The sequence below is a fragment of the Roseburia sp. 1XD42-34 genome (assembly GCF_009917385.1).
Lineage (GTDB): Bacteria > Bacillota > Bacilli > Bacillales > Amphibacillaceae > Virgibacillus.
Genome location: NZ_QWLJ01000011.1, coordinates 80,135 through 92,969, shown reverse-complemented (window position 1 = coordinate 92,969; position 12,835 = coordinate 80,135). Strand labels below are relative to the sequence as shown.

Annotated in this window: 9 protein-coding genes; 7 read left to right on the top strand and 2 right to left on the bottom strand. The window is 35.8% G+C overall.

The genetic code is table 11. The features are described 5' to 3' along the window. Positions 1 to 28 precede the first annotated feature (28 nt). On the top strand, positions 29 to 982 hold the full coding sequence (locus D1839_RS08510; protein ID WP_120379453.1) for a metal ABC transporter solute-binding protein, Zn/Mn family: 954 nt from the start codon (positions 29 to 31) through the stop codon (positions 980 to 982). A 601-nt stretch (positions 983 to 1,583) separates the two neighbouring features. On the opposite strand, the gene D1839_RS08505 is transcribed toward D1839_RS08510, so the two are convergent. Then, a complete protein-coding gene (locus tag D1839_RS08505; protein ID WP_183030216.1) occupies positions 1,584 to 1,970 on the bottom strand; it encodes a hypothetical protein in 387 nt (128 codons plus the stop codon). Positions 1,971 to 2,410: 440 nt separating this feature from the next. Between D1839_RS08505 and D1839_RS08500 the strand changes: the two genes are divergently transcribed. Together D1839_RS08500 and D1839_RS08495 are read left to right on the top strand one after the other, a co-directional pair. Continuing rightward, a complete protein-coding gene (locus D1839_RS08500) occupies positions 2,411 to 2,767 on the top strand; it encodes a hypothetical protein (RefSeq protein ID WP_120379454.1) in 357 nt (118 codons plus the stop codon). A gap of 74 nt (positions 2,768 to 2,841) precedes the next feature. Further along, positions 2,842 to 3,162, top strand: coding sequence for a hypothetical protein (locus D1839_RS08495; protein ID WP_120379455.1), 321 nt, complete (start codon positions 2,842 to 2,844; stop codon positions 3,160 to 3,162). A 376-nt stretch (positions 3,163 to 3,538) separates the two neighbouring features. On the opposite strand, the gene D1839_RS08490 is transcribed toward D1839_RS08495, so the two are convergent. Continuing rightward, positions 3,539 to 3,877, bottom strand: a complete 339-nt coding sequence (locus D1839_RS08490; RefSeq protein ID WP_183030215.1) for a nucleotide pyrophosphohydrolase — start codon at positions 3,875 to 3,877, stop codon at positions 3,539 to 3,541. 1,284 nt (positions 3,878 to 5,161) lie between these two features. Here D1839_RS08490 and D1839_RS08485 point away from each other — a divergent pair. The 4 genes from D1839_RS08485 (at position 5,162) to ygjK (ending at position 12,667) form a co-directional block, all read left to right on the top strand. Next, positions 5,162 to 7,009, top strand: coding sequence for a BglG family transcription antiterminator (locus D1839_RS08485; protein ID WP_120379456.1), 1,848 nt, complete (start codon positions 5,162 to 5,164; stop codon positions 7,007 to 7,009). 21 nt (positions 7,010 to 7,030) lie between these two features. Beyond that, positions 7,031 to 7,900, top strand: a complete 870-nt coding sequence (locus tag D1839_RS08480; protein WP_120379457.1) for a ketose-bisphosphate aldolase — start codon at positions 7,031 to 7,033, stop codon at positions 7,898 to 7,900. Between the two features lie 25 nt (positions 7,901 to 7,925). After that, a complete protein-coding gene (locus D1839_RS08475) occupies positions 7,926 to 9,827 on the top strand; it encodes a PTS fructose transporter subunit IIABC (RefSeq protein WP_120379458.1) in 1,902 nt (633 codons plus the stop codon). Positions 9,828 to 10,312: 485 nt separating this feature from the next. Further along, positions 10,313 to 12,667 carry an alpha-glucosidase gene (gene ygjK / locus D1839_RS08470; RefSeq protein ID WP_120379459.1) on the top strand — a complete coding sequence of 785 codons (2,355 nt, stop codon included), beginning with the start codon at positions 10,313 to 10,315 and terminating at the stop codon, positions 12,665 to 12,667. The last annotated feature ends 168 nt before the right edge of the window (positions 12,668 to 12,835 follow it).

The window sequence follows — 12,835 nt, the reverse complement described above, 5'->3', positions numbered from 1 at the left end:
ATTGCTAATAGGGAAGGGAGTACTATTAATGAAGAACTTACTGAAAATAATTTTAGCAGTCAGTCTGACTTTAATTATTTTGGCTGGTTGTGGAAACGAAAACAAAGAAAAAGGAAATGCAGCTTCAGATTCTGATGAAGAGAGCTTACTAGTTATTTCTTCATTTACTATCATCAGTGATTTAGCTAGAGAAGTTGGTGGAGATAAGGTTGAGGTACATAACTTAGTACCTACTGGGACGGATCCTCACGAGTATGAACCATTACCCGAGGATATAAAAAAGGCAACGGATGCAGATGTTCTTTTTTATAACGGAATGAATTTAGAGGGTGGTAAAGACGGGTGGTTTTTCAAGATGATCGATTCCGTCGGGCAAAATGAATCTAATGTGTATAACTTAACTGAAGGTGTTGAACCAATGTATTTATCAGCTGAAGGCAGCAGGGAAGAAGAAATAAATCCACACTCTTTTATTGACCCAGGGGTAGGCATTAAAATGGTTGAAAATATGCGGGATGCTTTCATTGAAGTAGATCCTGATAATAAAGATTACTATGGAGAGCGCGCAAAAGAATATTTATCAAGGTTAAAGGAAATTGATAAAGAGTATCAAGAAAAAATAAAAGCTATTCCAGAGGATAGGCGTATACTAGTGACGAGTGAATGTGCGTTTCAATATATGCTTGATCACTACGGAATGGAAGAAGAATGTATATGGAGAGTGGATACAGAGGAAAACGGCTCACCAGAACAAATTAAATCATTGGTTGAATATATTAATAAGAATAATGTTCCAGTCTTGTTTGTAGAATCGAATGTCGACCCTCGCCCAATGGAAACTGTATCTAAAGAGTCTGGTGTGGACATTTATGAAAAAGCAATTTACTCTGATGAAATTGGTCAGCCTGGGGATGAAGTAGACACTTATGTAAAATATTTAAAATATAATATTGAGATTATAAGTGATGGTTTAAATAGGTAACTAAAAATATAAACGCTCTCTTTTCTCCTATACTAGATAAGTTGAATAGCATAGACGTGGTAGACTACAAGTTGGGCTGCTCCATTTATAGAGGAAAAACTCATTAACATGTACAGGGGCATATTAGAACTTGTTTTCTTATGAAAGAGAGACGAAGAAGTTATCCCGCAGCATCTTTTGAATTCCTGCGGGTTTAGCTTGGTAGAAAGCTTAAAATCGTAGTAAGGATTGGGTTATGAATGTTTTATGTATATCTTTTATCTTTGTATGAGAAAGTCTAGATACGTAAAAATTTTACCATAAAACTTGTGGGAAAGAAAATAGGAGTATGGGTTAGAGTGTGGCATTAGAATGTATTAAAATTAGACGTGATAAAGTGAAGCTTCATGCAGTAGGAGCTTTATTCCATCTCCTACTGCACGTTAGTACCTAAAAGGGTATGACCTAAAGGCCCTTAAATGAATGGGGCATTTAGGTGCGGTTTTCTTCCGCTTAGATCTTTTGTAGCAACGCAAAGATATTGAAGTGGGAGTCTTACGGTATCTTGCATGCGGGATAAATCTCATAGTCAGGAATAAGAAGTTTACCAGTTTTTTTCACTTTATGGCAGCCTTGGCTCTTCATCTTGATAAATAGAATAAGACCAACCGCCAATATCCATCGTAGAACACTTTTTATCTTGACAGGAGAAATGATATGTTTGTTTCTTAGTGCTAACGTTAACTTCTAGATTGTAGGGAAATACTCCCCCTTTAAATTTATTTACATCTGTTTTAATAGCAATAACCTCTTCTTTCTCTGCCAATCGTTTGTAGCTATCACTTTCTATTGTTTTTTGAACCATTTCACTCAATATAATTTCTTCCTCAGCAGTAGGTTCAAATAAGCTTTTCATTACGATTGATTTTCCTACTAAATATACATTTAAAGCTAGACTGAGCAAGAATACTAGCATAATTAATTTCTTCTTTTTCATAGTTTTTTCCACGCTTCGTGACTCCATTTTTTCTAAGAAGTGTGTAATTTGTATATGTTAAATGTTAATTTTTTGTTAATAAGTAGTTGGCAAGCTATGTACTGCTTTTTATGAAGGCGCTTTCCAATAAAGTTGGGGAGGCTTATATGCACTTTTATAAAACTTATGTACATTATTAGTCGGTGAGGCGCACAATATATTGACCACAGCTAAAGTGTTTCTTGGAAAATGTTAACTATTTTAGCGTATATCCCGATATTAATAGTAAATTACCTATCATTCTATGAAACGGAATGTTTTATAAATGAAAAATTTACTTTGGTATTATTTATTTCCTTTGTTAATTTTTTGAAGGTCTAGTCATGCTGTAACTAAGTGTTGTTTTCTATATAATTTAATCTTACATAGCGACATAGCTACTAAATATAATGAAAGTTATATGGAGGGATAAAATGAACATAAATGGTATAGGGAATTCGATCACCTCATGGCATCCAACGGAAAGAAATACAAAGAGCTTATTTTTAAAGGACAAAGATAATAATGATTCGAAACTAGAAGTTGTTACTATTAATGGAAGTATAAGAAAGTATATCGTTCTACGTAATGGGGAAAGGATTTTCATTTCTGAAGAAAAAATAAGCAAAGACAGTCTACAAAAAGATTCAACTCTTGGACAAAAACCGCAAAGTAATACTGCGGAGACTATAGAATTTTTAAACCATCTAATGGGAGTAAGTTCCTCACATACACGACTTCAAATATTTAATATGGATGGAGGAGAAAAAAATAACAAAGAAAAACGTTAAGCAAAGGCAGCGGGGAAAGCTTCCATTTTATTGATATAATTTATGTGGTTTTTTAATAGATAAGAAGTATAAAAATGTTGGCTTATGAGTACAGATATAACGGGATAGCCACGTCCGGCTTAAGCGCCCAGCAACTAGGCGACTTCCCGAAATCGCCCTACGATAAGTCATCATCGGTTCGTTACCTCACCGTGATTCCTTTATCTCAGTCGATTCGCTCCAGTCGCTACGTTGCTAAACAGGCGCTCTGCGCCTTTGTTCATAGGTATTTCTATGGGAAAACGATAAAATGGTATGATGTTCAAACTGGTCTTTCAGAGGGAAAAATTCTTCATAATAAGATTGGTTTTTATTCATGGCTTAACGAAATCCAAAACCCTTCTATAGACCAATAATATAGTGTCACGAATATCCGCAGTTAAAAAATTCTGAATGGCTGAGGTTTTATCATGCACACTGGTATAGTAAACAAATCCTTTGTTTACGGATTTTTATACTTGAATAAGCGTAGAAAAGGGGCTGGGCCAAGATTTAACAAGCTACCCCACCTTTTTTATGTTTTTTGAATTAGGCCACAAGCAAGGTACGATAGATCAATAGGTATGGAGTAATTATCTCAAGTCCTTTGGCATGGACTAAAAATTCTCATAGACATATCCCGCACGATTTTCATACCTTTTATACACTGATCCCATCCTTTTCACATGCGGATAACATCTCTCTAGAAGTTTTAAAAAATAGAAAAAAACGCCGATGTTCCTAATTTAACGATTACAAATTATGATACTTCATTTTTCTTCCTTTACTTTTTTTCACCGGATATTTCTTAGCGTTTTTCTGCATTTTTTCTAAAATAATCTCTTTTATATCTAGGTTTAAATCATCGCTAAGCATGAAGGCATAAATCATGACGTCTGCAAGCTCCTCTTTGATGTTTGTCATGTTAGCTTCTACAGCCTGCTCGCTTGTTTTCCATTGGAAATCTTCTAGCAATTCTGCTGCTTCCAGCGAAAGAGAGATTGCCAAATCTTTCGGATTATGAAACTGTCTCCAATCTCGGTCGTCCCGAAATGCGTTAATTTCCTGTATTAATTCCCTTATATCACTCATGTCTTTTCACCCTTTATAATCATCTATGTTTAAGTAGCAGAATTATTTTTATTGCTGCGCTACTCTCTGCTTACTAGCTTAGATATATGCTATAGTATATCATACCTTCTATGTGAAAAATTTCGTGAAAATATATTACAATACCTCTAAGATTATCTTTTATGGTAAAATTTAGTTGGTATATAAAATTAAAAAACTTGTAATGTTAATGGATATTATTCCGCCTAATTTAAGGTAAGTTTCTCCATGTATTCAGTTACTTCGTGTTCCGATGGAGTGCCGCATTTAAATGATAATATGAGCTGATTATGGTAAAGAATAGAGCTATTAAAGCGAGTATGAACACCTATGTAGCCTACGTAGCGAATAGAATAAATAGATAGTTTAAGTGGAAATCAATCTATATCGGATTTGTTTTTTCTTTTGCACTATAGGAAAGCATAAAACGTTAGGCTTTATAGTATAACAAAGACGATAGTTTTCACTAAAGATTTGGCGATAAGCCAAGTTTTTCTAATAAGATAAGAAAGCATTCCTGTAATCAAGTAATTTAGTTCTACTATGAAACTTTCCTAGTCACATTTTGCTAGTTTTTTCCGATGGAGCGATATCGCGAATGATCCCGAAACAAACGCTGCACATCCCGGGCAACATAAAAACGATCATTGACAAAAGTCGCGTTGTGTTGGAAATAATCCTAGCAGGATGTGATCTACTTCGCTCCATCTCCGCTAATAACTAGGTGATGCTTGTTTGGATCATACTTGTAAGTCTTCATAAAAACTGTTCAAATTTCTCCCCAAGTGGGTGTTTCATTTTACGAATAAAATGTCGTTTTTCAACGTTTTGCCCTTCTTCCATTCCTTTCTAGCCCTGGTGCACACTAGCATTCTTCATTTCCCTTCCTTTTTTCTTTTTCTCCTGACTTTTGGTATGATACTGATTCTCCTGGAACTACTTCAGTATTTAAAAGTCGTTAACGCATACCTTCACGACTGATTACGGGGTAGCCCAAAAGCTTCTCCATTGCTTTACTAGCCTGTCTATTGGAAACGCCTGTCACAGCCAGCATCTTTGTTCTGATAAAGATCAGCGACTTTCCAAGTCTCTGATCCAGCCCATTATCAGGTAATGCTTACTTTGACGGACTGTCTTATAAAAAGAAAGTTGAAAACATGATTTTCTAAAAAGCATTCCTATTTTCCTACCCTTAGGAAATACTACAGTTATAGCGCTTGCAATAAACGCGTATTAAAATAAAGATATAGAAAGGTTGTGGTTTGTTTGCATAAAAAGCATAATCAATTAATTGACTTTCTATTGAATCAAAATGGAGAATATGTATCCGCTGCTACGTTAGCTGAGTTATTGCATGTGACTGATCGCACAATTAGAAATTATATTAAAGAAATTAACAAAGACTGCCATGACATGATGATTACATCCTCACCGCGGGGGTATGCAATTATGAAGGGAAATGGTGAAGATAAAGCGATTCGTTTAAGTGATAAAGAAATAGAAGATGCACTGTTGGAATTCCATATTATAAAATTTTTAATGAATAAAAATGACTATACTTCCTATGATGAAATCGCCGATAAATTTTTTTATTCACCACAGACAATAAGAAGTCGTATTCAAAAGTTAACCATGAATATTCATGCTTTAGGAATTGATGTAGAAATGGATACAAAAGTTTTTAAAGGAATTAAAATGATTGGAGCAGAGATGCAGAAAAGAATTCTTCTTGAAAGCTTTTTTACATCTATTTCTGTAAAGAAGGAAGTATATAAGGATTTTGTCGTAAGCGGGTTCCACTCGTGGGTTGATGCTAGTACAGTTGAAAGCGTTTTTAAGATTATAGATGAGATCAATAAGGAGCATAACTTAAATCTTGAATTTTCGATGTATAAGAAAATTGCGATCCAATTAATCATTATGATTCATCAAATAAACCACCACCATCTAGTTGAAATTAAGAATACAGAATTAACTAATTTAACCTCCTTTAAGGAGTTTGAAGTTGTAGAAGCTGTTCGTTCTCATCTATCCGAATATGCCCATATAACAGATGATGAAGCTGTTTTTCTAGTGAATTATTTAATATCGTTACAGTTAGATTTAGAAGGATCACAAATAAAAAACAAAGACGCAGATATTATAAGTAAAATCGAAGCCATTTTACTTCAAGTAGAGCACGTATACCAAGTTCCCACTTACTCTGAAAAACGTTTTAGAAATAATATTTCAAACCATATTTATCGAATTATTTATCCTGCATCGCATAATTTGCTTATTTATAATCCCTTTGTAAAAGAAGCAAAGTCGGAATACTTTTTTTCCTTTAGTATCGCTTCTCATATTGCCTTTTTATTGGAGAGGGAATTTTTGGTAGAGATTCAGGATAGCGAAATAGCTTATTTAGCTTATCATATTCAGGTTATTCTCGATTCGCAAAGTAAGAAGAAACTAAAGACGATTATTCTTTATAGCAGGGGATACGAGCGAACGAAGTTACTTGCTTCCAAAATAGCAACCTATTTTGACGAGCTGGAAATTTTAAAAATAGAAAAATATTCCCCCGACTATGCTTTTCAACATGCATATTTATATATTGGAATAAATTTAGCAAGTACACCAAAGACCACTGAAAATTTCATTATGATTCAAAGTGCCTTTCAAAGTAGTGATATTAAGAAAATTCGTTTTTTCCTTGAAGCACAGAATTCTATTATTGAGCAGGCAGCAATTCACTGGATACATGAAAGCAATCCTGAACAAGTGATTAGCCAGTTGCTCATGCTGAATAACCAAGGGCATTTTTATGAACCGATTATGAAAAGAGAGAGAATATCCTACACATCTATTGGAAACTTAGTAGCAATCCCGCATCCTTATTTTAAAAAAGAAGAATTTAAGGAGAAGGTAATTATTGGCGTTAACAAAAAGGCGGTTAAATGGGGGAGTGAATTAGTTCAGCTGATCATTATTTATATTCCCTCTGCTGATATAGAACGGAATGAATACGCCTTCGCTGAATTTTTTCAAAAAACCAAACGTATTGAGAATGTGCGGAAGTTAATCCACTCTAGCTCAAAAGAAGAGTTTATCGATATTTGGAATCGAATATAAATCAAAGAGGAGAGAAGAAACATGTTAATGAATATGAAGGAATTGTTAGAAGTAGCTTATAAAAATAATTTTGCAGTAGGTTCCTTTAACGTAGCAAACAGCGAATTTGTCAGAGTGGTTATTGAATCTGCTGAAGAGAAAAAAGCACCAGCTATCATTCAAATTCACCCTAATGAGCTTGACTTAGTTGGCGATGATTTTATTGCATATGTACGTGAAAGCTGTAAAAACGCAAAAGTACCTATGGCTATTCATCTAGATCATGGATCGTCTGTAAAAGATGTTATGAGAGCTATTCGTAATGGCTATACGTCGGTAATGATTGATGCCTCTCATGCTTCATTTGCGGATAACATAGCCATTACAAAGGAAGTTGTCAACATTGCTCATGATGTAAATGTGTCCGTAGAGGCTGAATTAGGCACAATTGGTTCAAATGAAGGAAGTTCAGAAGGTGGAGCTGATGAAATTTTATATACAGATGCTGATGACGCTAAGAGGTTTGTAGAAGAGACCGGTATCGATACATTGGCTGTTGCTATTGGAACATCACATGGGCAATATAAACATGCAGGAAAGCCAGAATTGAAATTGGATTTACTTGCTGAGATAAATCAAAAAGTGGCAATTCCTCTTGTACTTCACGGTGGAAGTGATAACAAGGACGAAGAGATAGCACAGACATACTTGCACGGGATTGCAAAAATTAATTTATCAACAGATATGAAAAGTGCATTCTTTCAAGAGATGCGACGTTTTTTAACAGATAATCAAGGAGCATATGAGCCGGATGTCATTATGCCAAGCGCTCGGAATGCAGCCAAAGAAGTAGTAAAGCAAAAAATGGACTTATTTAATTCAACAAACAAAGCCCATCTCTACTTTGGTTAAATCTCATGATTAGGAGGGAAGTAAAATGGAACTAGTAGATATTTTAACCCAAGATAACATCATTTTAAATCTTCAAGGTAACAATCAAAAAGAAGTCATTGATGAGTTAATCCATAAGTTAACGGAGAGAAGACTGACAACAGATCCTGAACGTTTTAAAAAGGCAATTTATAAAAGAGAGAATGAGATTTCAACTGCTGTAGGTTATGGCGTAGCCATCCCCCACGCGCAATGTAAATCTATTACGAAGCCTACCATTATAATGGGAAGGTCACTACAAGGAGTTGATTATGGTGGTCAACACACCAATTTAATCTTTATGATTGCAGCTCCGGAAAATGCTCCAAATGAGCATTTATCCCTTTTATCGAAGCTGTCGACTTTTCTCATGAGTGAGACATTCCGAGCAAAGCTAATTGTTGCAACATCAGAAATGGATGTAATAAAAGCGATTCAGGAACAAGAAAAATTAGAAAAGCCAGCTTTAAATGATGAATCTGCAAGTGGAAAATATGTGGTGGGAATAACTGCATGTATGACGGGGATTGCTCACACATACATGGCAGCAGAGTCATTGAAAGAAGCGGCAAGAAAACGGGGCATGAATGTAAAAATTCAAACAAACGGTGCTAATGGTCCTGAGAATAAACTTACACCAGCAGACATTCAACATGCAGATGCTATTGTAATTGCTCATGATGTACGGGTTGATACCTCCATATTACGTGGAAAACGATTTGTTGACGTACCTGTAAAGAAAGCAATTAATCATGCTGATGAATTAATTGATCAAGCATTATCTTACCATATTAAAGATTCGAGTGTAGCTGAACAAGAAATGATAGAAGAGCCTCAAACAGAAGAAAAATCTGGTTTAAATTTCTATAAGCATATTATGAGTGGGGTTTCCTATATGATTCCATTCGTAGTTGTTGGCGGTATTTTCATTGCTATTTCGTTTATGTTTGGTATTTACGCTGCAGACCCTGAAAGTGATCAATATAATATTATTGCACATTTCTTTAGTCAGGTTGGAGGTGAAGCAGCATTTGCTTTAATGATCCCAATTTTAGCAGGCTTTATCGGATTTAGTATTGCTGATAAACAAGGGCTAGCTCCTGCAATGATTGGTGGGATGATGGCCAGTATAGGTGGTTCTGGTTTTCTTGGTGGAATGATAGCTGGGTTCGTCGGTGGTTTTGCAGCTAAATTCGTTGGTAAGTCGATGGCTAAAATTCCAAAATCATTCCAAGGATTAATTTCTATCTTAGTCGTTCCTTTAATTAGTACATTTATTGTTGGTGCTTTCATGTTCTTTATTTTAAATACACCAATGTCCTTACTAAATGAATTTTTAGAAGGTTGGTTAAAAGGGTTGACGGGAATTAATGCAGCTATACTAGGAGCTTTATTAGCTGGAATGATGGCTTCGGATATGGGCGGACCTATTAATAAAACAGCTTCCGCATTTGGTTTAGCAATGTTTGCGGCAAATATTTTTGAACCATCTGCAGCGTTAATGGTTGGTGGTATGGTACCTCCAATCGGTATAGCGCTAGCCACGACAGTATTTAAAAATCGATTTACGCTTCAAGAAGTTGAAGCAGGTAAAGCGAGCTATGTTTTAGGGGCCAGTTTTATTACAGAAGGAGCGATTCCGTTTGCAGCTGCAGATCCATTAAGGATAATTCCTGCAAATATAATTGGAGCAGCAGTTGGAGGAGCTGTATGTATGGCAATGGATATATCTTTAAAAGCTCCTCATGGCGGAATTTTTGTTATTCCAATTGCCAGCAATAAACCATTACTTTACATTGGCTGTATCTTATTAGGTTCTTTAATAACATGCTTTATCATCGGCTTTTTGAAGAAACCTCTTTCTGATAAAGACAGAAATAGTGCGAAGCAAATGATGAATGTAATTTAAATCTATAAAAGTTATATTTGTATGGTAGAGGAATACGTGCATATAATACCCCTTTAACAATAGGTTCCTTTAATTAATAGAACAAAATTTGTTCGAACACGTGTGCAAAAATTTTGCACACGTGTTTTTGATTCCTGAAAAACCGCTTTCCAATCACAATGTACAAGTTTGGCATGAAGTTTGCATATCTATTCATGACGTTGCACAAATCAAATGAACGAAAGAAGGGAGCTAAGACAACACAAATCGATGTTCCATGGCTTGGAAAGTTATGTAAACAATGAAAGAAACAAGGAAAAGTTCCTTGGTAGCTGTTAAGCAAACCACATTACATAACTGGGTCTCTTTACATTGTAATAAACATGTGAATGAAAATACAGATAATGGGACATATCTTTTGAAAGGAGAAATGAAAGCGAGCAACAATCTGAGTGTTTTCATTGGTGAGTATTTGTAAACTCTAAACATCAGGAGGAGGATAAGGTATGGCAAAAAAACGGGCATATAACTTAAAAAAAATCGGGTTGGTTTCATTGGCTACATGTTTATTGTTTAGCGCAAGTATTGGTGGAGCGACTGCCTCTGCAAAAGGGAAACTCCCTGAAATTGAACAATTTCCAAATACGCTGGACATATCCGCAGCCCCTACTGCTGAGATATACGGCACGTACTCGACAAATAAGTTTAACCATTTTTCCGATTTGGGTGCTTGGCATGGTTACTATTTGCCGGATTACAAAGCCAAAGATTTGTTTGGAGGATTTGCGGGCCCTATCGTTATTGCTGAGGAGTATCCAGTGAATCTATCCAAGGCGATAAATAAAATTTCGATTAGCAATACAGATACGAAGCAAGTATATGATTTAAGTGACAGTAATCGTTTAGATTTTACCTATTATCCAGGTCGATTAGTTCAACAATATGAAATGGATGATTTTAATTTAACGTTAGAGCTTATTTTTGTCAGCAATCGAACAGCTATGATCCAAACGCAAATTAAAAACAATACGGAACAACCGTTGCATATTGACGTTTCCTGGGACGGTGCATTGCTAAACAAAATAGAAGAAGGCAGTTATACCTTGAATTTAGAGCAAAGTTTACAAGCAACGAAGCATGGCGTTCAGGTTAATTTTGCAAATATACGAGAAACATGGATGTACTTTTCTACCGACCAGGCTGCATATTTAATTGCTCACGATCAACCCGTAAAAACAGCCGTTAACGGGGAAGAATATGTGACGGCATTGCGCTCACCTGTGACAATTAAGCCTGGTAAAAGTTTTACAACTTATACGACAGAAAGCTATACATTTACGAACAAAGAATGGAAAGCAGAACAGAAAAAAATAAAGAAATACATGAAGCAAGCGAAAAAACATTTTAAGGATAATGAAAAACGATGGCAAGGCTATTTGGATAAAACGTTTAACGAAAAAACATCTGAACATTACCCGGAATATCAAAAAGTTGCCACTAAATCAATTGAAACACTGATGACAAACTGGCGCAGCCCAGCTGGGGCGATTAAGCATGATGGAACTATTCCGTCCATGTCCTATAAATGGTTCATTGGTATGTGGGCGTGGGATTCTTGGAAACAGGCTGTAGCATTAGCAGAATTTAACCCAGAGCTTGCGAAAAATAATATCCGTGCTTTATTCGATTACCAGATTACATCTAATGATAAAGTAAGACCACAAGATGAGGGAGCGATTATCGATGCGATTTTCTATAATCAGGATCCATCGCGTGGAGGTGAAGGCGGAAACTGGAATGAAAGAAACTCCAAGCCACCTTTGGCGGCGTGGGCCGTTTGGAACGTTTATGAGCGTACAAAAGATAAGAAATTCCTAAAAGAAATGTATCCAAAATTAAAAGCATACCATCAATGGTGGTATACAAATCGAGATCACGATCAAAACGGTATTTCTGAATATGGTAGCACTGTAAGCGATGCAAACTGGGAAAGAAATGATGCTAACGAAATTATAAAAGATAATGAAGGTAATCCAAAGCTGAACGAAGATGCGGTTATCGAGGCAGCAGCGTGGGAAAGCGGTATGGATAACGCAACCCGCTTTGATAAAGAAGGCGTAGGACAAGGAGATCCGGGTGTTTTAGTGTTTGAAAATAAGAATAAGGCGAATGAAGTCATTGGTTATTCTATTAATCAGGAATCGGCTGATTTGAACGCCTATTTGTATGCTGAAAAAGGCTTTTTAACATCGATGGCAAAAGAATTAAAACAACTAAAAGATGCGAAGCAATTTACAAACGAAGCAAAAACTGTTAAGAAATATATGAAAAAATATATGTACGATGAGGAAACAGGATTTTTCTATGACCTGCAAATAAATAAAGACGGCTCTAAGAAAAGGCTGTTAACGAACCGAGGGAAGGGGACGGAAGGTTGGATTCCGCTTTGGGCAAAATTAGCAGATAAGAAGCAAGCGGAAAAAGTGGTTCAAAATATGATCGATCCGAAAAAATTTAATACGTATATGCCATTTCCAACAGCCTCCAAGGATAATGCGAAATATGATCCAAATCATTATTGGCGTGGACCGGTATGGATGGACCAAGCATTATTTGGTATTGAAGCATTGCAAAATTATGGTTACAACAAAGACGCAAAAACATTGACGAAGAAATTATTTAATCATGCGGAAGGTTTACTGGGTGATGGACCGATTCGTGAGAACTATAATCCGGAAACCGGAAAAGGCTTAAGTACGAAAAACTTTAGCTGGTCAGCTGCTTCATACTATTTACTTTACAAAAACACGCTACTTAATCAAACGACAACGTCCCAAACGGGATTACCATTTGAAAAATAATCGATAACTCGATTCAATAACATAACCTTGTATCAGGTCTTATATCCAGATTGGTTAAGGAATAATCAAAAAAATCCGGGGGTTGTAGTAAATACCAATATTATGGGAAAAGAGACACCGGAAGATACTTTTATCGTAGGTTAATTACTTGTAAGAGCCCCCACTTCA

Excerpts from the sequence above, each read along its gene's own strand:
- D1839_RS08510 (WP_120379453.1), top strand. The coding sequence starts at position 29 with ATGAAGAACTTACTGAAAATAATTTTAGCAGTCAGTCTGACTTTAATT.
- D1839_RS08500 (WP_120379454.1), top strand. The coding sequence starts at position 2,411 with ATGAACATAAATGGTATAGGGAATTCGATCACCTCATGGCATCCAACG.
- D1839_RS08495 (WP_120379455.1), top strand. The coding sequence starts at position 2,842 with ATGTTGGCTTATGAGTACAGATATAACGGGATAGCCACGTCCGGCTTA.
- D1839_RS08490 (WP_183030215.1), bottom strand. The coding sequence starts at position 3,877 with ATGAGTGATATAAGGGAATTAATACAGGAAATTAACGCATTTCGGGAC.
- D1839_RS08480 (WP_120379457.1), top strand. The coding sequence starts at position 7,031 with ATGTTAATGAATATGAAGGAATTGTTAGAAGTAGCTTATAAAAATAAT.
- D1839_RS08475 (WP_120379458.1), top strand. The coding sequence starts at position 7,926 with ATGGAACTAGTAGATATTTTAACCCAAGATAACATCATTTTAAATCTT.
- ygjK (WP_120379459.1), top strand. The coding sequence starts at position 10,313 with ATGGCAAAAAAACGGGCATATAACTTAAAAAAAATCGGGTTGGTTTCA.